Genomic DNA, 20,616 nt, shown 5'->3' on the forward strand with positions numbered 1-20,616 from the left:
GTCGACGTCACGCAGAAGAACCGTGTCCCCGACGTCGTGGGCGTTCTCCGCCTCGACCAAGCCTGGGGTTCGCTGCAGCTCTCGGCTGCGAGCCACGAGATCAACGGCGGCAACGCGTCCTTCGTGTCCACGAGCAACACCGGTGGCCTGACGATCGCCTCGGCGGGGCGCGCGCCGACGACCTATGGCTGGGCCGTGCAGGCCGGTGGCAAGTTCAACCTGCCCTTCATCGCCCCCGGCGATGGGCTGTATCTGCAGGGTGCCTACAGTGAAGGCGCCAACATGTACACCGGCATGGCCAACTACACCTATCCTTACGATGCGCAGTCTGCCGGCCCGTTCCCCGGTGCGTCGTTCATCACCTACAACAACGACGCCGTCATCAATCCGGCGACGGGCAAGTACACCTTGGCGCAGAGCTTCACGGTGGTGGCATCCTACCTCCACTACTGGAGCCCTGAGTGGCGGTCGGCCTTCTACGGCAGCTACGGTGAGGTGTCGTACAACAAGAGCGCCCGCGCGGCACTCGGCACGATCGGCTTCGGCTTCAACCCGACCAACAGCGGCGCCAACGCCAACGCGTTCCTCTACAGCCCGACGCTTCGCGACAACAACCTGTTGGTGGCCGGCGCGAGCCTGATCTGGTCGCCTGTCAAGGATCTCGATATCGGCGTCGAGGGCGCATACGTGCGTGCCGCTCTCAACAACGGCCTGACGAACGACATCAACAAGAACCCGTCGGGCCTGAACGTGAACGGTGTTCCAGTGAAGCTGATCGGGGCGACCGATACGTTCCAGACCCGCTTCCGCATCCAGCGCGATTTCTAATTCCAGATCGAGACCGGTTTGTTCTCCAAAGCTTCCTGGTCTTGATGTCCCCGTGCAACGGGACCCCACTAGCCCGGCCGAAAGGCCGGGCTTTTTCTTGTCTGGTCGTGTCCCCAGGCGCGGACCACGTCCGGCTCATCGGTCGCGGGGGCCGGCGCAGGATTTGTCATTGATCATCTCCGGGCAGGGCGATCTTCGATGTTGCGGGGCTGATCTGCGATCGGTTCTCAACGGCCGTCGCCCTGTGCGACGCGGGCCCCCTGCGCACCACGCAGGAACCCCAACAGGTCGAAGCGCGGCGTCTCGCCCCCGGGTTCGACCGCGACGGTCGCGGTCCGGCCGGAGACCAGCCGGGTTTGGTCGGGGACACCATCCAGCTGGATCCGCACGGGGATGCGCTGGGCCAGCCGCACCCAGGCGAAGGTCGGATTGACGTTCGCGAGCAGGCTGGCTCCGGCCGTGCGCTCCCGATCCTCGATGCCGCCCGCGAAGCTCTGGACATGACCGGTGATGGTCCCATCGTCTCCCATCAGGCGGATGCTGGCTCTGTCTCCGACGTGGATGCGTGGCAGCTTGGTCTCCTCGAAATAGCCCTCGACCCGCAGGGTGTCGCTGTCGACCAGCGCCATCACGCCCTTGCCGGTCTCGACGTAGTTGCCCGGGCGAAGCTCCATGTTGGTGATGCGCCCGTTGACCGAGGCCTTCACCGCTGACCGGTCGAGGTTGAGCTTGGCGAGGTCTCGGTCGGCCACCGCCTGATCGTAGGCGGCCTTCGCCGCCAGGTCTGTCGCCCGGGCCAACTCGACCTTCTGCTGGGAGACGGCGGCATCACTCAGCTTCGAGTAGCGGACGTAGTCGGCGGCCGCCTGCTCGGCGCTCGCCTTCTTGCCTTCCACCATCGCCTCGGCCTGGCGCAGCGCCAGCGTGAAGCGCTCGGGGTCGATCTTGAACAGCACGTCGCCGCGCTTCACCGACTGGTTGTCCTCGACGAGTACCTCGGTGACCAGACCCGAGACGTCGGGCGCCACCCCGACCACGTCGGCGCGCACGCGCCCGTCCCGGGTCCAGGGGGCGTTCATGTAATAGTCCCAGAGCGTCAGGCCGACGACGACGGCGATGGCGGCCATCCCGAGGGTGACGACGAGCCGGACCGAGAGGGCGAGAAGCCGTGTCATGGAATGAGCCCGGAATTCAGGAGGTCGAGCAGCACGATATGCGGTGCCAGGGCGAAGGACGGGGGTTTCCAGACCCGGCGGCGCAGACGAGGCAGGAGAACGTACATGGGGGTCACGAGGTGAGCGGGTCTGCGATGGCCACGACGACGCCCAGCAGGACGACGTAGAGGGCGAGGTCGAAGAGCGGCCGGTGCCAGACCAGTCGGTAGAGCCCGGTCCAGGCCAACACCCGCCGCAGCGGAAGGCTGATGGCGAAGGCGAGCAGCATCCAGGCCGCCAGGCTGGGGACGAAGACGCCGTAGAGGTCGAATTCACCCGTCATGCCGCGAGCCCCGGTTGCAGCGTCGGATGGGAAGACCGGTAGGGCTGCGCGTCGGGGAACAGCCCGCGGCGGACCCCGACGAGAGCCATGAGAGCGGCACGGCCTGGGGCCTGACGGGCGTCGGCGCAGGTCGCGTCGAATGCCTCGTCGATGGTGTCGAGAAGGTCTGGCGACGGCGCGTCGGCCGCGCTCCTGAAATGGCGTGCCAGGGCGGCGAGCAGGCGCTCGACCGCGGCCCTCGCGGGAGCCGAGAGCCGCCGCCGGTCGCGGCGCAACTCGACCACGTTGATGCCGACGCGGACCTCAGCGAGGAGGTCGGCCGTCCATTCCGCGTCGTCCGGCGGCAGGGCGGCGAGGCGCGACGCGATCAGGCCGACGCGGTCGAGCATGAGCGCCGCGAGTTCGAGGCCGCTCTGCGCGCCGTGCCGCTCAGCGGCCCGAGCCAGACTGCGACGGTTGACGGCCCGCATGCGCCGCGCCGTCCAGTCGGCACCGACCGAGCGGACGAGGCGCGTGACCACCGCCGCCAGCCACATCCCGACGATGACCGCGATGGACGAGTTGGTGAAGGCCGCGAACTGGCCCGTGTAGCTGCCCTGGAGGGCGATCATGGCCGAGCCATTGACCGCTGCGCCCATCGCCATCGGGGCGGTTTTCGGTTGTGACATGAAGACCCCGCAAAGCAGGAGACCCGGCGCCAGTGCCAGGGCCAGCATCTCGAAGGTGGTTGCGCGGGGCAGGACCGCGAACAGGTAGGCACCCGCGCCGATGGCGCCGACGATGGCCGAGTTGGCGAAGCTGACGATGAACGGCGCCGGATCGTCCTGCGCGGCGAAGAAGCAGCACCCGACCGCCGCCATCATCGGGGCGGCCGACCCGTCCGGCCATCCGGTCGCGATCCAGATCGCGTTGGTCAGCACGACCGACAGGAACACGCCGACCGCGGACAGGAAGGCCATGCCGTGGTCGCGGTGGCGGATCGTGCGCGCGCGTGCCGTGTAGCGGAAGGCGAGGTCCTCGGTGACGGGGGTGCCGTCCGCGATGTGCCGCTGCAGGAGGCGGGCGTCCTGGCGCAGATCGATGAAGTCGTGCAGGCGCGCGACGAGGCTCGCGAGGACCAGATCCGTCCACGAGGGGCCTTCGTCCAGCGTCGGGCTAACCGCATCGGCGGCGGCCCGCAACCGCGCCGCCTCGGCCGGATCGGTGGTCCCGGAGGCGAGCCATGCGGCCATGTCGTCGAGAAGCGCGCGGAGGCGCGACGGCAGAGCCCGCTCCCGCTCCAGTGCCTCGATCCGATCCGAGACCGCCGAGGCGATGGGGAGGAACATCAGCATGTGCTGGCGCAGCGTCGCCATCGCCTCGGCCGAGCGCTCCGCGCCTGTCATGTCGTAGCGCAGGGGCGTCGCCAGGGTGTCGAAGGCGACAGCGTCCGAGGCCAACCGGAGACGCTTGGCTTGCGTGTCCTTGGACGTCTGCGTCCGGCCGAGGACGTCGGCTACCCAGTTGCGCGCGTCGCGGAGCCAGAGCTCCAGCCGGTCGGCGATCAAGGGCGCCACCGACTGGGGCAACACGACCGTGTTCACGAGGCTGGCGCAGAGGATGCCGAGCGTGATCTCCTCGGCCCTGGCCACCGCTGTGTCGAAGATCGCACCGGGTTCGCCGACGGACGGAAACCCGATCAGGGCGGCGGTATAGCCGCCGAGCATCATCAGGTAGCTGCGCGGGGTGCGGTCGAGCAGAGAGAAGTAGAGGCAGACGGACACCCAGAGCGCGATGGCGAGCGTCAGGAGCTCCGGCGCGTTCACGAGGTTCGGCACGAGGGCGACGGTTACCACCGCCCCGAGCAGCGTGCCCAGCACCCGGTAGAGCGCCTTCGAACGCGTGGCGCCCGCGAGCACCTGGCTCGTGATGTAGACGGTGCCCAACGCCCAATAAGGCCGAGGCAGGTCGATCCAGAACGCGACGTACAGGGCCAGCATAGCCGCACCGAAGGTCTTGATCGAAAACGCCCAGTCGCGCCAGCCGGGAAGGGTCATTCCGCCGCCTCCCCGTTTGGGACCGCGGCAGCGGGTACAGCGGCGTCGGGGATCGCGCGGACATGGTCTTGCACGGCCTGGAACACCCGTAGGCCAGCTTCGAGGTCCGCGGCCCCCACCTTCGCGAACACTGTCTCCCGCAACTGGTCGAGGTCGCCCTCGATCCTTGAGACGACCGCTCGTCCGGCCGGCGTGAGGGTCAGCACCTTGGCGCGTCGGTCGGTCGCGTCCTCCCGGCGCAGGACCAATCCGGCTGCGGAGAGCTGGTCGAGGAGGCGCACCAGCGACGGCCCCTCGATGCCCAACGCCTCCGCCAAAGCATTCTGGCGGGGCTCATCCCCCATGCGCCCGATCAATACCAGCGGCAGCGCCTTCGCCTCCGAGATCCCATGCACCTTCGCCGCCTCGTCGGCGAGGCGGCGCCACTGGCGCCCCGCGAGGAGAAGGGTGTGGGTGTAGGCTTGGCGTAGCTGGAGCAGGTCCTCGTGCACGCGATCCTCCGCACCCGGTGCCGCCACTGCCCGGCGTCAGAAAAACAGATAGCAGACTATCTATTAGCCTTCAATGCAAATGCGCCGGCCTGCTTTCCGAAGCGGTTTGGCCGACAGGTTCGTGTGCGAACCAGCACTTCATCGGTTGCGAACAGCGGCTCTGTCACCGTCCAACATGATAGGGGCCAAAAGCTTACGGCCTGGCCCGGGTATGCCGGATCTGGGGCTCATCGTGCGCCACCGTCCGCCGGCATCTCTCTCCCTCCCGGCCTGAGCCGTCGCGGCCTCCCCGGCCCGGTGTGGCCGATGCCGGATGCGGCACTCCTCACGGAGATCCGCGCCACGCTGATCGTCAGCCCCTTCCACGGCGAAGGCCATCGCAAGGTCTGGGCGCGGCTGCGCCTCTAGGGCGTGAACACCTCCAAGCGCGGGGTGCCGCGCTTGGAGGTGCGCGCATGATCTGCTGGCTCCCTCACCCGTGGGCCCGCCGCGCGGCCCGCGCAACCACGACGGCACCATCATCCCACAGACGGTGGACACGAAGTGGGGCACCGACCTGACCACGACCTGGACGGTGGAGGGTCGGGTCGCGGTGTTTGTGGCCATCGACCACTGCTCGGCCGAGCGCGCCGGCATCCGCGCGGCGCGCCGGGCCACCCGCTTCGAGGTGCTGGAGCCGATCCGCCGCGCACCCGGCGGCTTCCACGGGCGGCAGGCACAAGGGGTTCCAAGATCGAGCGTGTCGGCGCCGGCTCGACGCCGCACTGTCACCCACGTCAGCACGACACGCGGCTTGATCCGGGCGCCGCGCCGGTCGAGTTCAAGGGCCAACGCGGCCGCATTGCGGCAGCCCTCGGCCCAGCGCCGTTCGAGATCAGTACGGTGGGGATCGGTGACGCTCGGGCGCGACGGCTTCGCCCAGATCGGCGGCATCCTGGATGCAAGGTGGGGGAAATGGGTCGGGCTCCGCGGAAAGGAGCTGGAACCTGGCAACCGCGGGCTGGACGCCCTGGGGCATCAGGGCCGTACTCGGAGGGCTGGAACGCCGGTCATTTCGGCGGAAGCTGGCCGAAAGCTGCCAGTCTGCTTCGGAGCAGGCGCGCGGGAAAACGGACACGCCGTGTTCGACCCTGAGCAGTCGTCCGGGGTGTCGTCAACGAGGGACCGCTTACGAGAGCATGGCGGACCTTCGAGGAGGTTGCATCAGCGCCGATGGGCGGCCTCGTGTCGTCACCGTTCTGTCCGATTCCCAGGCGGCGCTAATCGACATAGACGCCAGCGCCCACGAGCGCCGCGACACCATCAACCCGCGTTGCGCAAACGTAGCTCCACTTCACGGTCGGGATCGCCTGATCGGGCCTGGGGAACATGTAATCGACCCATCCAGACCCGAACTTGCTGACGACATCCACGAAGTCCCTGTGAAACCGCTTCCCGTCAGCGTCGCGTTCGTTGAGCATATCCCAACCCTCGCGGTTTGGGTGGCCAGCGTTGAACAGCACGATGCCCTGCATATCCATGACGAACAGGTAGACATCCGCATAACGCCACGGGCCGCCCTTCTTCCTGAACTCTCCGAACGCCTTGCTACCCTGTTCGTCCAGAACCTCAGCCGCTTTGTTGACGAGAGTCTCGATCTCGGACGCTTGGTGTGAGGCTGGGGGCCTCCTATGCCCGAGAGCAGGAAACGTGGCGGTCAGGACCAGCAATACCGGCCATGTCAGCAGCTTCTTGAACATGTGGCCGCCCCTCCCGGCGCCACCTCGATGTGGCGACGATGTGAGTTCTGTCCCCGTGTGGCTCTGGCCGGTCCCGCGTCAGGTGGCGGACCCGCTGAAGACGAGGCGCGTGCCAGTGTAGGCGCGCACCAGCTTGTTCGGCATTTCGGCTTTGGCCATCTCGTAGAAGGCTTCGCCCGTGCAGTGGAGCGGGACCACAAAGTCAGGCTCAATCTCCTTCAGGGCCGTGATCGTCTGCCGGACGTAATCAGGTTGGTAAGGCGCAAGGTGGAAGCCGCCGATCACCGCGTGAACCTTCTGGATGCCGGACACGGCCTGCGCCTGCCGAATCGCGTTGACCACGCCTCGGTGGCTGCATGAGGTCAGGACGACGAGGCCGCGCCCCTTCAGGTTGAAGGCGGTGGCGATCTCGTGCCTGAACTGATCCGGGATCGGACCCTGGCCTCGGTCGGCCTGCGACAGGCGATCAGGGTAGCAGCCCGAGGCGTGCATGACCCCAAGCTTCATCGCACTGGGCGACAGGAGTTTCTCGAAACTGCTCTGATCGATCTGACCCGAGGTGAAGCCGTGGCCTGCCACGAGCGCCGGGCGCTCCGTCGAGGTGACGGTGAGGTTCGCGGCTTTGAGGGCTTGGCGGTCGATGACGCCGAAATCACCCTTCACCGGAGGCGCGGTCCACTCGCGAGCGCAGAAGCAGTCCTCGCCACCGACATGGAACGGAAGCCCTGGCTTGAGTTGTCCCTGGTTCTGGCCGAGGAAGCCAGCGAGGCCACCGAAATGGTCGTAATGCCCGTGGCTCAGTACTAGGGCGTCGATCTCAGAGGGCTGTACCCCGAGGAGCTTCAGGTTGTTGTTGAGGGCCTCCGGCGTGAAGCCGAAATCCACCAGGGTCCGGCGCGTGTCCTCGCCGCGCCGCGAGGTCACGTGCATCGAGAGGCCGAACTCGCTGGCGAGCGTTGGGCCGGGGGGATGATCGGGAGCAATGCCCCAGCCGAAGTGCTCGACAGCGAGCCCCTCGACCTTGCGGCTCGGAGCTACCGCGATCTGATAGCTGTCGGTGACGATGTGCACCGCGACCGAGTCGAGTTCCGGCACTGGCCCGGTCATGGTCTCGGCCACCGCGGGGCGTGCATCGACCAAGAGGCTCGCCAGAATCAGGCCCAGGGCTGTGGCCCCACCACCGCAGAGCACGTCGCGTCGGGCCGGATCATCGCAAGTGATGCGCGAGCGCAAGCCCCTACGAGAATGATTTTGAGGTGACGATGCTGGATCGACTGAGACAGCCATAGCAACCTCCCGCCACTGGTCGAGCTTCTGACCGAAAGCAGGGGCGCGGGATGAGACGATTGTGCGTCATCGTCCTATCGGGCGTCCGAGATTATCACCATCGCATGCAGTTCGATGGTCGGCAAGCCAGAGGGGTAGCTGCAGGATCATATTCACATTAGCAGGATTAAATTCCATAATGTCCAATCGGCGAAGGTCCGCATTCGGTGGAAGACCAGACATCCGAGACATGCCGCCTTAGCTTCTGCTTCCCACCCAACTCAGTCGTGCAGGTAGGCACGGAAGCATCCCCGGATCTGGCGGAAAGCGACTGGATAAGTTTTCAACTTTTGATATGTCGAAGCGGATGTAGCAGCGTGCGTGATACAGACGCTCGAACAGATGCGTTTTCTCGATGTATGAATGGCCGGCACAGTATTCCAACAAAAATTAGCCGGGTCGGGTGACGCGCTGTTCACGTCTCTGCGCTGCCGGGGAAGGAGGCAGGTACCTGACATAGTAACTGACAGGGAACACGTCTTGTTTGGGTATGGTAAGTCTGCGAGCTGTCTCTGATCAGCGTCTAGACCATGCTTAGACGCAGAGAGCGTCTTACGCTGCTGTCTTGCTCGGGCAGTGTCGCCGCCTTGGGCCTTCTCTGCTGACGGGTTGAAAATCCTTGTGGTCTGGCTGGGCGTGTCGCTGCGCCAGGACGCGGCGACGGCAACGCTCGGTGTCGGCATCGGCTTGGCCGTGATTGCCCTACTGGGCCTTGCATTGCGGTGAACCGGCGTGTTCCGCCGTGTGCCGTCCTTCGTGCTCAACGGGATCGCCGCCGCCATGGTCACAGCTTACGGCCTCTATTTCCTGCGCCTGGCTGTCCTGGCAGGGAGTGCCTGAGCCCGATAGCGCCTCAAGGGCGGCGCCTCTGTGCGGGCTTGGCCTTCTGAGCCAGCATACCGGCCTGGCCGAGGCCGATCGCCTTGGCCAGGGCGGAGCGCTGCTCGCTGTAGGCGGGCGCTACCATCGGATCGTCGTCCGGCGGGGCACCGATCCGGGAGCCTGCCACTGTCCGGTGCCCGTCAGGATCCCGCCCAGGACGAGGAGGATCACGACGGTCCGGATGAAGGTGGCGAAGTCCGAGTTGATGTTCCCGACCCCGATCTTGGCGAAGATCGCTGTCAGGGCCGAAAACCCCGCCGAGAGCAGCGCCCAGAGCTGCCAGGTCGCAAGCAGGCCTACCATCGGCGCCCCCTCGCGTCCCGGTGATGGGCAGTCCGGCGTTCGCAGCCGGAACTCTGGCCCGGGGGGGTTACGGGGTGACCGCCAGTTCCTGCGGGGACGCATCCTCGTGCGCGAGGCCCGCTGGGGTGATGCTCCAGTGCTCCAGGTTCTTGTAGACGATGACCTTTCCACCGAGCAGGTCGCCATGACGGCGGCAGAACTGTTCGAGCTGTTCGCGATGGCCGATCACCTCGACACAGACCGTCAGCTGCGGGTCTATCGTCTCCGACCCGTCTTCGCGCACGGGGCCGTGATTGCTGTAGCCGTACTGTGTGGGATGGGCAGTCGCGTTCATCAGCCCGTCCGCCTTGGCCAACTGGACCAGCTCCCGGTAAAGCGGCTTGGCGCCCCACAGAGAGCGCGCAGTCCTGGGTTCGCTCTTGTCGCCGCGCCACAGGTAGATGCGGAGCATGCCGATTTCGGCCGGCGTTACCTGGTGGGTATGGGGCATGGCTCCTTCTTTTCGTTTTGAGGGGGTGAGACGACGGTGGACGGCGCCGGGCGCACAGCCCGGATGGTCCGGACATGCCGCAACGTGGCTCCGTGAAGCTGGACGCCGCTCGCCGCGATCTTCGGCACGGCAATGCGCTGTGACAGGTAGATGCCGCTGTGGCCGGAGCAGATGTAGGCGACAAAACAGGCCACAGCGATGTAGACGCCATGGGTGGCGCCAAACAGCTCGATCCCCAGGAGGGTGCAGGCCAGCGGCGTATTCGCGGCCCCGGCGAATACGGCGACGAAACCGAGCCCGGCCATCAGATCGACGGGAGCCCCGAGCGCGCCGGCAAGCGCGTTGCCGAGAGCCGCACCGATGAAGAACAGCGGCGTGACCTCGCCCCCCTTGAACCCGGCAGAGAGCGTGACGACGGTGAAGAGGATTTTGAGCGCCCAGCTCCACGGATACACGTTGGGTCCGAAGAAGCTGGCGATCGTCAGGCCGTGCGGGTCGGCCGACCACACGCCGAGGCCGAGATAGTCGCGTGTGCCGCACAGATAGACCAGGGCGATGACAGCAAGGCCGCCCGCCACGGGCCGGAGCGGACCGAAGGAAATCATACGCTTGCACCAGCCGCCCAGTATGTGGTTGGCCTCGGCGAACAGCAGCCCCGCAAGACCGTAGGCGACGCCGGCAACAGCCACCTTGGCCAGCAGCAGCGGCTCGATCATGTGCGTCCCGGCTGACCCGGCCAGATAGTCGATGCGGTAAACGCTGTGGTGGATGCCCCAGAGCTGGCAGACCCAGTCGCCGACGAGGGCCGCCACCAGACAGGGCACCAGGGCGGAGTACTCGACCCGGCCGACCGCCAGCACCTCCATCGCGAAGACGGCGCCAGCCAGCGGCGTGCCGAACACCGCTCCGAACCCGGCCGCGATCCCGGCCATCAGCATGATCCGCACACTCGGCGGATCGAGACGGAAGATCTTTCCAACCGCGCTTGCCAAGCTGCCGCCGAGCTGCACGGCCGTGCCTTCGCGGCCCGCAGACCCGCCGAACAGGTGAGTGATGACCGTGCCCAGCAAGATGAGGGGGGCCATGCGCAGGGGCACGCCGCCCCCGGGCTCATGGATCTGCTCGACAATGAGGTTGTTGCCGCCTTCGACGGACTGGCCGAACCAGTGATAGAGCAGCCCTACGGCGAAGCCGCCGGCCGGCAGCAGGAACAACAGCCAAGGATAGGTGAACCGCGCTTGGGTCGCGACATCGAGGCTCCACAGGAACGCGGCGCACAACGTGCCGACCGCCGCGGCCATGGGGACCAGGACAAGGATCCAGCGGATAACCGAGACGGCATGGGCATGCCGTGTGCGCACGAAGGCGGCAACGTTGAGTGTCGAGAAAAGATTCTGGAACGTTGCGCGCATGACTCCTCCTTGTTGCGACGCCGCAAAAGGTAGGAGTCATTAGCCCGAAGGCGGTTCGGCCTCAAAGGCCAGGCAGATTCCATTGCCAAGGAATAGCTTAAGGCAGGCCCTCGATTCCCGTCAAGCATCTTCAGGAGGGCGACCGGGCCATACTGCGCTGCACATTATCGGCCCGTCCTCTGGACGCTGCGAGCAGGCCGGGTAGCCAAAGCTCAGCGAATTGACGTCTGGCGCGGGTCAGGCCACGCTCTCAAACGTGGGATGGGGATGGAGCTCCCCGACAGCTGCCCGGCACCGACTGCCGGGACGATAGCTCCTACCGAGCGCTTCCGGGCGCGGGTAGGGCTATGCTTTTCCCACTCCCGGCATGCGCACGTCCGTAACCCGATCCCTTCGCGGGGATCCTGCGTGAGCTGCGTGCTGATGAAATCCCACCCATTACCGCTCTAAGCCCACCAAGGCGTGCGTATGATCTGCGCGCGCTTTTTGCGTACTTTTCAAATAAAAACGGTGGGGTCCGAAGACGCCGCCGCATCCGGCCAAATTCCGGATCGGTAACTTAAGACGTTTTCCAGCTACAGTCATATTTCGCAAAAAAGATCCTAGTAATTTTATGGTATCATGAGTCGACGACAATGATCGACATCCCATAAAATGGTTCAGGAAATTTGATCTTTTAAAATTCTGTTTCATTTTATTTTTAAAGCCATGCGGTTTTTCGGGAGGCTTGGCTGCGTCTATCGCTCAGAATGTACAAATTTATACCGAAAAATGTCGCACTTAGAGAAATCTTATTGTACTACCCATAGACTGAGTTAGACATGCGTCGCCCGATACCGGCCTGTGCTGTAAGGCGGCGCAGACCCGGAGACCGGCAAAAGAAGCGTGAGATGACGTATAGCCAGGCCGGCACCGGCACCCATGCGTCAGGACGGAGGAACGCGAATGACAAAGATGGCTGTTGCAGCCTCGGTGGCCGCTTACGCCGCCGTGATGCTGCCTGCATTTGACCTGACCGGGATTTTGGACCGGGCCAGTTGTGAGGCTACTGCATGGTAGCGGCCATGGGTAGCCGGAAGGCCAGATCCGGGAAGCTGACGGGCGCGGGTGGCCGATAGCCCAGCGACGAGTGCGGCCGGACACGGTTGTAGATGTTCTGCCAGATACCGACCACGATCTGTGCCTCCTTCAGCGCGTAGAAGATCTCCTGCTTCAGTCAATCGTCCCGCAGCTTGCCATTGAATCTGTCACAGTACCCGTTCTCCCATGGCGATCCTGGAGCGGTGTACTTGATCTGCGAGCCGGCTTTGGCGATCCACTTGCGCAGCGCTTTGGAGATCATCTCGCTGCGCGGTCCTTCGGTTCGGGGCCATTGTCGCAGCGAATGTTCTTCGGGATGCCGTGCTGGCATATCGTGTCCGCCAGCGCCTCGATCACGCCCACGCTGTTGCTGCGCCGGAATGCGGCCCGCGCGATCCGGGCGGTATCCTTGGGCACAGGCGGCAGCGGTTGCGAAGGGAGCGACATGGGCGGCCTCCGGGCTGGGAAGCCATCTCAACGTCCGACAGTCCGACCATGCCCACTTCGCCAACAGGGTCCCACCCTTATCGGAGCGGTAGCGCCCACTCACAGGATTTCGCGATAACCAGCCCAACGGCCGGGTAGGGTCGCAAGCTGCCCTTCGAACGGTCGAGCTAACCAAGTCCGAACCCCAGCACCCGTCGCGCCGCGAAGGGGTCGCGGACAGGCGAGGCTCATCGTCCCGCCACACACGCTCCAGTCGCATCCTGCCCGAACCACCTCGACGCCGTTCGCGATTTGGTCCAGGGATGCGGGATGCAGAACCGCCCGCACGCGCAGCCCGCCGGGGACGGCGCTCCCGCCTCTTCCATCGCCGCCCGCGCCATGGGCGCGCTCCGCCGCGACGCCGCCGCATACCTCGAGGGGCTCAACCCCGAGCAGCGCCGCGCCGTCGAGACCACGGAGGGCCCAGTCCTGGTGCTGGCCGGGGCCGGCACCGGCAAGACCCGGGTGCTGACCACCCGGATCGCCCACCTGATCGCCACCGGCCGGGCGCGCCCCTTCGACATCCTGGCGGTGACCTTCACCAACAAGGCCGCCCGAGAGATGAAGCACCGGATCGGCGCGCTGATCGGCCCGGCCGGCGAGGGCATGCCCTGGCTCGGCACCTTCCACGCGATCGGCACCAAGATCCTGCGCCGCCACGCCGAGATGGTCGGGTTGAAATCCGACTTCACGATCCTCGGCACCGACGACCAGCTCCGGCTGATGAAGCAGGTGATCGCCGATCAGAACGTCGACGAGAAGCGCTGGCCGGCGCGCGCCCTGTCGCACGCCATCGACGGCTGGAAGAATCGCGGCCTCGGCCCCGAGCAGGTGCCGCCGGGCGAGGCGTCGTCCTTCGCGTTCGGCAAGGGCGGCACGCTCTACACCGCCTACCAGGCCCGGCTCGCCACCCTGAACGCCGTCGATTTCGGCGATCTTCTGCTCCTCTGCCTCAAGCTGTGGCGCGAGAACCCAGACGTGCTGGCCAACTACCAAGACCGGTTCCGCTACATCCTGGTCGACGAGTACCAGGACACCAACGTCGCCCAGTACCTGTGGCTGCGGTTGCTCGCCCAATCGCGAAAAAACATCGCCTGCGTGGGTGACGACGACCAGTCGATCTACGGCTGGCGCGGGGCCGAGGTCGACAACATCCTGCGCTTCGAGCACGACTTTCCCGGGGCCGTGGTCGTGCGCCTGGAGCGCAACTACCGCTCCACCGGCCACATCCTGGCCGCCGCCTCGGGCCTGATCGCCCGGAACGAGAGCCGGCTCGGCAAGACGCTGCGCACCGAGGACGAGCCGGGCGAGCGCGTCACCGTGACAGGCGCCTGGGATTCCGAGGAGGAGGCGCGGCTGCTCGCCGAGGCGATCGAGTCGTTGCAGGTGAAGCAGCATCCGCTCTCGGAGATCGCCGTCCTGGTGCGAATCTCGGCGCAGATGCGCGAGATCGAGGACCGCTTCGTCCAGCTCGGGCTGCCCTACCGGGTGATCGGCGGCCCGCGCTTCTACGAGCGGGCCGAGATCCGCGACGCCCTGGCCTATCTGCGCGTGACCATGAACGTGAGCGACGACCTCGCCTTCGAGCGGATCGTCAACACGCCCAAGCGGGGCTTGGGCGACGCCACCCTGCAGCAGCTCCACACCTACGGCCGCGCCAACCGCGTGCCCCTGCTGATCTCGGCCCAGCGCCTGTGCGAGACCGACGAGCTCAAGCCCCGGGTCCGCGCGACCCTGCGGGCGCTCACCGAGAGCTTCGGCCGGTGGGCGCGGCTCGTGGAGGCGCAGCCGCATAGCGAGGTCGCCCAGACCATCCTGGAGGAATCCGGCTACACGGAGATGTGGCAGAAGGACCGGTCCGCGGATGCCGCCGGCCGCCTGGAGAACCTGAAGGAATTCGTCCGCTCGATGGAGGAGTTCCCCGACATGGCGGCCTTCCTGGAGCACGTCTCCCTGGTGATGGAGGCCTCGGAAGCCGAGGGCGCCGAGCGCGTCTCGCTGATGACCCTGCACGCCGCCAAGGGTCTGGAATTCGACACCGTGTTCCTGCCCGGCTGGGAGGACGGCCTGTTCCCGAACCAGCGGGCGCTGGACGAGAGCGGCCGGGCCGGCCTGGAGGAGGAGCGCCGCCTCGCCCATGTCGGGCTGACCCGGGCGCGCAAGCGCGCCAAGCTGTCCTTCGCGGTGAACCGGCGCATCCACGGCCTGTGGTCCTCGACCATCCCGTCCCGGTTCATCGACGAGTTGCCGGAATCGGCCGTCGACGTGGTCGAGGCGCCCGCCCATTTCTCGGCCGGCGCCTCGCGGTTCGACCGCAACCCGGCGCCGTTCGGATCGAGCTACGGCACGCCGGGCTGGCAGCGGGCGCAGGCCAACACCGCCGCGGGCGCAGGCAACCGGACCGGCCGCGGCTTCGGGACCGCGCCGGGCGGCCGCTCGGGCGGCCCGCGCCAGATCGAGGGCGAGCTGATCGCCAAATCGACCGGCGCACCCTCGGCGTTCCAGGACGGCCAGCGGGTCTTCCACACCAAGTTCGGGCCGGGGACCGTAGCCGGCGTCGATGGCAACAAGCTCACCGTTGACTTCGATAAAGCCGGCCGGAAGATGGTCCTCGACAGCTTCATCCAGGCCGGATGACGCTCAGTCCCGCCGATCAAGCCCGGACGTTCAGGGCGGCAGGGTCGGCGGCCTTCGCCCGTGCGGGCGGGGAGGATCGAGGTCGTGCAGGATGGCGCGTCATCCCGTCTGCCCCGCCATCTGCCTGATGCATCGTCGCCAGGGTCGCGGCTTTTTCAGCACCGCCGCGCCGACCGTCACCCCTCAGTCACACCCTCCGGGCAATCGTCCAGGGCGAATCGCGTTGGTGCGACGGTTGCATCGCGTATTCGGCCCCGGGCGAAACGTTGTGACGCTCTCCACAGGCGGACGGGCGCGGGGTGGAACCTTCGGCATGACGCCGTGATTAGTTTCGGGAAAGAGTAGAACCGGGAGCACGTAGGTAAACGGCAGTTCAGATTCAGATCCAGGTTGGCTAGTCCCGTTGGAGTGTTGATCCATGAAGAGACGCCGCGCACGACTTGAACTGGTTGAAGACCGCACGTCCCGCATCCACCGCACACGCTTCGACGAAGAGCGAAACCTAAGCCCGATCCAGCCTCTCACCGAACGCCAAGCCGAGTATCTCGACGCCCTCGCGCGCTCCCCGCAAGTCATCGTCCTGGGACCGGCCGGCACCGGCAAGACCTTCATCGCCGGCACCCGCGCGGCGGATCAGCTCCGCCAGCGCCGCATCTCCAAGGTCGTCATCACCCGACCGAACGTGCCCTCGGGCCGGTCGCTCGGCTTCTTCCCCGGCACCCTCGAGGAGAAGATCGCCCCCTGGGTCGCCCCCCTCACCGAGGCCATGAAGGAGCGCATGGGCCAAGCCGCCTTCGAGATCGCCCTCAAGACCGGCGACATCGAGATCGTGCCGTTCGAGGTGATGCGCGGGCGCACCTTCAAGAACTGCCTCGTGATCCTCGACGAGGCGCAGAACACTACCACCAACGAGATCAAGATGTTCCTGACCCGGATCGGCGACGATTGTCAGGTCATCATCAACGGCGACGTCTCCCAGACTGACTTGCGCGAGACCTCGGGCCTGCGCACGGTCATGCACCTGATCAAGAGCCGGATGATGCCGATACCGGTGGTTGAGTTCACACGCGACGACATCGTGCGCTCCGGCATCTGCGCCGAGTGGGTGAAGGCCTTCGAGGAAACGAATCTCTAATCTAGAAGTTGTTGGCGGCGGCCCTCCCGAGGGCCGCCGTGCCCTCTACGGCACGAGACGACTCTCCGAACCTCCCGGTCGGGAGGACGAACCGGGCGCCATACACGGCCATCAGACCCTTTGAGTCTCTTTCGTGAGGAAACTGACCTTCGCCTTCGCGGTGCTCGCTTCGCTCGGCGGCGCCGCCCTCGTCCAGCCCGCCACCGCTGCCCCCGTCCTGCCGACCGGGATCGCCGCGCCGGACGCGGTCACCCAGGTCCGACTGACGCCGATGGAGCGGCGGATGGTGCATCGCCGCGTCGAGCGCCGGATGATGCGGCGGCACATCCACCGCCGGATGATGCGCCGCCACATGCTGCGCCACATGTGATCCCGAGGCCGAGCGGGGCCCGACGGGTCCCGCTTCCCCGCGCCGGATCGCCCGGCCACATTGGACGTTGCTCCGCCCCGCGCGGATTCCTATCTCGTCACCTCGAATCGCGCAGTCAGGCGGCCGAAGCGGCAGCCGGCCGATCCGGGAGACCACCATGCCCCCCTCCAACCGACTGTTCGACGATCTCGCCCGCCTGATGACCGACGCGGCCGGGGCCGCGCAGGGCGTGCGCCGCGAGGCGGAGACGGTGGTGAAGGCGCAGGTCGAGCGCCTCGTCCGCGACCTCGACATCGCGTCCCGCGAGGAGCTCGACGTACTGCGCGACTTGGTTACCAATCTTCGCGCGCAGAACGAGGCGCTGGCCGCACGCGTTGCGGCGCTGGAGGCGAAATCCGGCGGTGCCGGGGCCGGCGCGGCGGGTCTTAGCGAGGTCGTCTGAGTCCCCGCGGCCACGCTCTCGGCTTTTGCACAGGAAGCGGCGGCGGCGATTCCGTTTCCTGTTCACCGAGCGGGGCCTGCGCTTTGTGTCGCGAGTCACGGCCGGTCTATAGTCGGGCATAGGGTGATTCGAGGGCTGCCGGGGCGATGTCCGCGGAGCTTTGACAGTCGATCGCTTCACCCCCGGCCCGTCTCTGCCGGTCGTTCACAAGTCTCGGAGTGTTCTCGCGCTCCGGTTTCGCGTCACCGTCACGTCGGGCTGGATCGACTCCGGGCCGTCCTTTTGGATCGTCATGCCGCTTCTTCACGTCGACTTCCACGATCCCGATCGGAACGAGCATCCGCTCGACGTCGTCGAGCGTTTGGCGTCGCTGCGCGACTGGATCTTCGACCGGGCCGAGACCGACGAGATGTCGATCACGAGCCCCGGCCGCTGGACCGATTACCACGTGGCCTTCACGTGGATCGAGGACGTGGAGGCCCTTCACGTGGCCTGCGCCTTCGACCTAAAGGTCCCGGAGCGGCAGCGGATCGAGGTGCTGCGCCTGATCGCACTGATCAACGAGCAGCTCTGGATCGGCCATTTCGATCTCTGGTCGAGCGACAGCGTGGTGATGTTCCGCCACGCGCTCCTGCTGGCCGGCGGGGCGGTGCCCACACATCCGCAATGCGCCACCATGATGAAGACCGCGGTGGATGCCTGCGAGCGCTACTTCCAGGCGTTCCAGTTCGTGCTCTGGGCCGGCAAGAGCGCCCGGGAGGCGCTGGACGCCGTGCTGTTCGAGACCGAAGGCGAGGCGTGACCGCGACGGATCCTGAAACGGTCGCGGCACGGATGCCCGCCTCCCTGGTTCTCGCCGGGGCCGGCAAGATGGGTGGCGCGATGCTGGCGGGCTGGCTCGACGCGGGCCTCGACCCGCACGCCACCACGATCATCGATCCGGTGCCTTCCCGCGAGATCGCGGATCTGTGCGCGCGCCGGGGACTGCGCCTCAATCCGCCGGATCCCCAGCCCGGCGCCGTGCTCGTCCTGGGCATCAAGCCGCAGGGCCTCGATTCGGCCGCAGCCGCCCTCGACAGGCTGGTCGGCCGCGACACGCTCCTGGTCTCGATCCTGGCGGGCAAGACCATCGCGGATCTGCGCGGCCGGCTGCCCCGGGCGCGGGCCGTGGTCCGGGCCATGCCCAATCTGCCGGCGAGCATTGGCCGGGGTGCCACGGGCGCGTGCGCGAGCCCCGAGGTCACGCCCGCGCAACGCGCGGCGGCCGACGCCCTGTTCGCGGCCAACGGTACTGTGGCGTGGCTCGCCGACGAGGCTCAGATCGACGTGGTGACGGCCGTGTCCGGCTCCGGGCCGGCCTATGTCTTCCTCCTCGCCGAGACGCTCGCCGAGGCCGGCATCGCCGCGGGGCTCGACCCGGAGGTCGCGCGGATCCTCGCCCGGGCGACCGTCGCGGGGGCCGGGGCACTGCTCGATGCGAGCCCGGCCGAAGCGGCCGCGTTGCGTCGCAACGTCACCTCTCCGGGCGGCACCACGGCGGCGGCCCTCGACGTGCTGATGCGACCGGACGGCCTGGCGCCGCTCATGCGCGAGGCCGTTGCAGCAGCTCGACGGCGGGCCGGTGAACTCTCCGGCTGACATCCGTGCGGCATCGCCGCGCGACAGCCCTGCCCTTCGCCGCCCGCATCCCTACATGAGGACCGACGACCGACAGGAGCGGGCGACCGACCCATGACCGAGAACAAAGCCCCGTCGAAGCGCACCCGCAAAGCTGCGAGCGCGGCCCAGGAAGGACCGGCGCAGGAGGGCCCCGCGCAGGCCGAGAGCCCGCCGAAGCTGTCGCCCCGGGAGGCTGCCGTAGAGGCTCTGATGCGGCTCGCTGCGGAACAGCCCTGGAATGATATCGAGATCAGCGACATCGCCCGGGAGGCGGGGCTGACGCTCGCTGAGCTGCGCGATCTGTTTCCCTCGAAGGGCGCCGTGCTCGGCGGCCTCACCCGGATCATCGACCGGAAGGTTCTGGAGGGCGACTCCTCGGGCCTCGAGGAAGAGCCGACCCGCGAGCGCCTGTTCGACGTCCTGATGCGTCGCCTCGACGCGATGACGCCCTACAAGCCGGCCCTGCGCCGGATCGCCTACGCGTTGCGCGGCGAGCCGCTCTCGATGCTGGCGCTGAACAACGTGATGCTGAACTCGCACCGGTACATGCTGGCGGCCGCCGGGATCGACACCGAGGGGCCGCTCGGACAGCTTAAGCTCCAGGGTGTGGTGATCGCCTTCGCCCGCGTGACCCAGGTCTGGCTCGACGACGACGACCTGGCGCTGGCACGGACCATGGCCCGGCTCGACAAGGAGATTCGCAACGGCGAGCGAATCATGGAGCGGGCCGAGGATGTCCGGAGGCTCACGGCGCCGCTGCGGGCGTTGGGACGATCGTTCCTGGACCGGCGACCGCGCGGCCGACGCGAACACGACGGCGAGGATACGGATCCGGCCGCCGCAATTTAGAGCGTATCACGCGGCCTGGATGTCGCGCAGGAATCCGTCGACCTCCTGCTTGACCGTCAGGGATTGCGTCGCGAGCGCGGCCGCGGCGTTCAGCACCTGCGCGGCGGCGCTGCCGGTTTCCCCCGAGGCGGCCAGCACGCGGGCCACGTTGGCCGACACGTCCTGGGTCCCGCGCGCGGCCTGGCCGGCGTTGCGCGAGATCTCGCTCGTGGCCGCCGTCTGCTCCACCACCGTCGAGGCGATCGAGCCGCTGATCTCGTTCACAATCCCGATCGTGCGCCCGATCTGCTCGATCGCGTCGGCCGCCTGGCCGGTCGCCGCCTGGATCGCGGCGATCTGGCCGCCGATCTCCTCGGTGGCCTTGGCGGTCTGACCCGCCAGCTCCTTGACCTCAGCCGCCACAACGGCGAACCCCCGGCCCGCCTCGCCGGCGCGCGCCGCCTCGATGGTCGCGTTGAGCGCCAGCAGGTTGGTCTGGCCGGCGATGCCCGAGATCGTCGTCACCGCCGCGCCGATCTGCTCGGCGGCCATGCGCAGGCTCGCCATCGCGGCGCTGCTCGTCTGCGCCTCGTGGGCGGCATGGCTGGCGACCTCGTTGGAGCGGATCACCTGCCGCTCGATCTCCTGCAGCGAGGACACCATCTCCTCGGCGGCCGACGCCACGGTCTGGACGTTGGCCGAGGTCTGCTCGGCGGCCGCGCTGGAGGCCACCGCCTGGCTGTTGGTGTCGTCGGCGACCCGGGTCATCGAGCGCGCGGTCGCGTCGAGCTCGGTGGCGGCCGCGGTGACGACCTCCAGCGACGCGGCCACGGTCTGCTGGAACGCCCGGACCAGCCGGTCGACCCGGTCGGCCCGACGCTCGCGGGCAGCGTGCTCGGCGGCCTGCGCGGCCTCCAGATCGGCGCGGGCGATGGCGTTCTGCCGGAACACGTCCACCGCCTTGGCCATCGCGCC

Annotated in this window: 17 protein-coding genes, 3 pseudogenes and 1 riboswitch; of the genes and pseudogenes, 9 read left to right on the forward strand and 11 right to left on the reverse strand. The window is 67.3% G+C overall.

Annotation, left to right across the window (positions count from 1 at the left end; all coding sequences use genetic code 11):
- On the forward strand, nucleotides 1-828 hold an 828-nt coding region (locus tag Q8W67_RS25595), incomplete at its 5' end, for a porin (protein WP_305550800.1).
- A 227-nt stretch (nucleotides 829-1,055) separates the two neighbouring features.
- Here Q8W67_RS25595 and Q8W67_RS25600 read toward each other — a convergent pair.
- The 4 genes from Q8W67_RS25600 to Q8W67_RS25615 form a co-directional block, all read right to left on the reverse strand.
- Nucleotides 1,056-2,003 (reverse strand): HlyD family secretion protein, encoded by a 948-nt coding sequence (locus Q8W67_RS25600; RefSeq protein WP_305550802.1) that lies wholly within the window; start codon nucleotides 2,001-2,003, stop codon nucleotides 1,056-1,058.
- Between the two features lie 112 nt (nucleotides 2,004-2,115).
- A complete protein-coding gene (locus tag Q8W67_RS25605) occupies nucleotides 2,116-2,325 on the reverse strand; it encodes a DUF1656 domain-containing protein (RefSeq protein WP_305550804.1) in 210 nt (69 codons plus the stop codon).
- On the reverse strand, nucleotides 2,322-4,361 hold the full coding sequence (locus Q8W67_RS25610; protein WP_305550806.1) for an FUSC family protein: 2,040 nt from the start codon (nucleotides 4,359-4,361) through the stop codon (nucleotides 2,322-2,324). Before Q8W67_RS25610 ends, Q8W67_RS25605 begins: the two co-directional genes overlap by 4 nt.
- Nucleotides 4,358-4,852, reverse strand: a complete 495-nt coding sequence (locus Q8W67_RS25615; RefSeq protein ID WP_305550808.1) for a MarR family winged helix-turn-helix transcriptional regulator — start codon at nucleotides 4,850-4,852, stop codon at nucleotides 4,358-4,360. Before Q8W67_RS25615 ends, Q8W67_RS25610 begins: the two co-directional genes overlap by 4 nt.
- 188 nt (nucleotides 4,853-5,040) lie before the next feature.
- Here Q8W67_RS25615 and Q8W67_RS25620 point away from each other — a divergent pair.
- Nucleotides 5,041-5,579 (forward strand): annotated as a pseudogene (locus Q8W67_RS25620) (IS3 family transposase); the annotation flags it as partial.
- A 532-nt stretch (nucleotides 5,580-6,111) separates the two neighbouring features.
- Here Q8W67_RS25620 and Q8W67_RS25625 read toward each other — a convergent pair.
- The 6 genes and pseudogenes from Q8W67_RS25625 to Q8W67_RS25655 form a co-directional block, all read right to left on the reverse strand.
- Nucleotides 6,112-6,591 carry a cache domain-containing protein gene (locus Q8W67_RS25625; RefSeq protein WP_305550811.1) on the reverse strand — a complete coding sequence of 160 codons (480 nt, stop codon included), beginning with the start codon at nucleotides 6,589-6,591 and terminating at the stop codon, nucleotides 6,112-6,114.
- Between the two features lie 78 nt (nucleotides 6,592-6,669).
- Complete coding sequence (locus Q8W67_RS25630) at nucleotides 6,670-7,782, reverse strand: MBL fold metallo-hydrolase (RefSeq protein WP_305550813.1); 1,113 nt, start codon at nucleotides 7,780-7,782, stop codon at nucleotides 6,670-6,672.
- Nucleotides 7,783-8,892: 1,110 nt separating this feature from the next.
- Nucleotides 8,893-9,102, reverse strand: a pseudogene (locus Q8W67_RS25640) (EamA family transporter); the annotation flags it as partial.
- Nucleotides 9,103-9,169: 67 nt separating this feature from the next.
- Nucleotides 9,170-9,592: a DUF190 domain-containing protein gene (locus Q8W67_RS25645; protein WP_305550815.1), complete on the reverse strand. Its 423-nt coding sequence runs from the start codon at nucleotides 9,590-9,592 to the stop codon at nucleotides 9,170-9,172.
- Complete coding sequence (locus Q8W67_RS25650; protein WP_305550817.1) at nucleotides 9,571-11,004, reverse strand: voltage-gated chloride channel family protein; 1,434 nt, start codon at nucleotides 11,002-11,004, stop codon at nucleotides 9,571-9,573. The genes Q8W67_RS25645 and Q8W67_RS25650 overlap by 22 nt, the downstream gene beginning before the upstream one ends.
- A 23-nt stretch (nucleotides 11,005-11,027) precedes the next feature.
- Nucleotides 11,028-11,100, reverse strand: a riboswitch (Fluoride riboswitch).
- Between the two features lie 949 nt (nucleotides 11,101-12,049).
- Nucleotides 12,050-12,462 (reverse strand): annotated as a pseudogene (locus tag Q8W67_RS25655) (integrase core domain-containing protein); the annotation flags it as partial.
- Nucleotides 12,463-12,840: 378 nt separating this feature from the next.
- On the opposite strand from Q8W67_RS25655, the gene Q8W67_RS25660 reads away from it, so the two are divergent.
- The 7 genes from Q8W67_RS25660 to Q8W67_RS25690 all read left to right on the forward strand — a co-directional run bounded on the left by Q8W67_RS25660 (nucleotide 12,841) and on the right by Q8W67_RS25690 (nucleotide 19,662).
- Nucleotides 12,841-15,207 carry an ATP-dependent helicase gene (locus Q8W67_RS25660; RefSeq protein ID WP_305550819.1) on the forward strand — a complete coding sequence of 789 codons (2,367 nt, stop codon included), beginning with the start codon at nucleotides 12,841-12,843 and terminating at the stop codon, nucleotides 15,205-15,207.
- A 418-nt stretch (nucleotides 15,208-15,625) separates the two neighbouring features.
- Nucleotides 15,626-16,342, forward strand: coding sequence for a PhoH family protein (locus Q8W67_RS25665; RefSeq protein ID WP_305550821.1), 717 nt, complete (start codon nucleotides 15,626-15,628; stop codon nucleotides 16,340-16,342).
- Nucleotides 16,343-16,475: 133 nt separating this feature from the next.
- The gene (locus Q8W67_RS25670) at nucleotides 16,476-16,712 is read left to right on the forward strand and encodes a hypothetical protein (RefSeq protein ID WP_305550823.1); all 237 of its coding nucleotides are present in this window, start codon (nucleotides 16,476-16,478) and stop codon (nucleotides 16,710-16,712) included.
- Between the two features lie 157 nt (nucleotides 16,713-16,869).
- Nucleotides 16,870-17,154 (forward strand): accessory factor UbiK family protein, encoded by a 285-nt coding sequence (locus Q8W67_RS25675; RefSeq protein WP_305550825.1) that lies wholly within the window; start codon nucleotides 16,870-16,872, stop codon nucleotides 17,152-17,154.
- 292 nt (nucleotides 17,155-17,446) lie between these two features.
- The gene (locus Q8W67_RS25680; RefSeq protein ID WP_305550827.1) at nucleotides 17,447-17,956 is read left to right on the forward strand and encodes a YbjN domain-containing protein; all 510 of its coding nucleotides are present in this window, start codon (nucleotides 17,447-17,449) and stop codon (nucleotides 17,954-17,956) included.
- Nucleotides 17,957-17,988: 32 nt separating this feature from the next.
- The gene (proC, locus tag Q8W67_RS25685) at nucleotides 17,989-18,792 is read left to right on the forward strand and encodes a pyrroline-5-carboxylate reductase (protein ID WP_305550831.1); all 804 of its coding nucleotides are present in this window, start codon (nucleotides 17,989-17,991) and stop codon (nucleotides 18,790-18,792) included.
- A 93-nt stretch (nucleotides 18,793-18,885) separates the two neighbouring features.
- The gene (locus Q8W67_RS25690) at nucleotides 18,886-19,662 is read left to right on the forward strand and encodes a TetR/AcrR family transcriptional regulator (RefSeq protein WP_305550829.1); all 777 of its coding nucleotides are present in this window, start codon (nucleotides 18,886-18,888) and stop codon (nucleotides 19,660-19,662) included.
- A 6-nt stretch (nucleotides 19,663-19,668) separates the two neighbouring features.
- Here the strand turns inward: Q8W67_RS25690 and Q8W67_RS25695 are convergent.
- The coding region (locus Q8W67_RS25695) for a methyl-accepting chemotaxis protein (RefSeq protein ID WP_305548973.1) at nucleotides 19,669-20,616 on the reverse strand (948 nt) is incomplete at its 5' end.

This window comes from Methylobacterium sp. NEAU K, from assembly GCF_030700285.1.
Lineage (GTDB): Bacteria > Pseudomonadota > Alphaproteobacteria > Rhizobiales > Beijerinckiaceae > Methylobacterium.

Bases quoted from the DNA above. Each gene is read 5' to 3' on its own strand.
- Q8W67_RS25610 (WP_305550806.1), bottom strand. From the start codon at position 4,361: ATGACCCTTCCCGGCTGGCGCGACTGGGCGTTTTCGATCAAGACCTTC.
- Q8W67_RS25680 (WP_305550827.1), top strand. From the start codon at position 17,447: ATGCCGCTTCTTCACGTCGACTTCCACGATCCCGATCGGAACGAGCAT.
- Q8W67_RS25605 (WP_305550804.1), bottom strand. From the start codon at position 2,325: ATGACGGGTGAATTCGACCTCTACGGCGTCTTCGTCCCCAGCCTGGCG.
- Q8W67_RS25625 (WP_305550811.1), bottom strand. From the start codon at position 6,591: ATGTTCAAGAAGCTGCTGACATGGCCGGTATTGCTGGTCCTGACCGCC.
- Q8W67_RS25675 (WP_305550825.1), top strand. From the start codon at position 16,870: ATGCCCCCCTCCAACCGACTGTTCGACGATCTCGCCCGCCTGATGACC.
- Q8W67_RS25660 (WP_305550819.1), top strand. From the start codon at position 12,841: ATGCAGAACCGCCCGCACGCGCAGCCCGCCGGGGACGGCGCTCCCGCC.
- Q8W67_RS25600 (WP_305550802.1), bottom strand. From the start codon at position 2,003: ATGACACGGCTTCTCGCCCTCTCGGTCCGGCTCGTCGTCACCCTCGGG.
- Q8W67_RS25690 (WP_305550829.1), top strand. From the start codon at position 18,886: ATGACCGAGAACAAAGCCCCGTCGAAGCGCACCCGCAAAGCTGCGAGC.
- Q8W67_RS25665 (WP_305550821.1), top strand. From the start codon at position 15,626: ATGAAGAGACGCCGCGCACGACTTGAACTGGTTGAAGACCGCACGTCC.
- Q8W67_RS25645 (WP_305550815.1), bottom strand. From the start codon at position 9,592: ATGCCCCATACCCACCAGGTAACGCCGGCCGAAATCGGCATGCTCCGC.
- Q8W67_RS25650 (WP_305550817.1), bottom strand. From the start codon at position 11,004: ATGCGCGCAACGTTCCAGAATCTTTTCTCGACACTCAACGTTGCCGCC.
- proC (WP_305550831.1), top strand. From the start codon at position 17,989: ATGCCCGCCTCCCTGGTTCTCGCCGGGGCCGGCAAGATGGGTGGCGCG.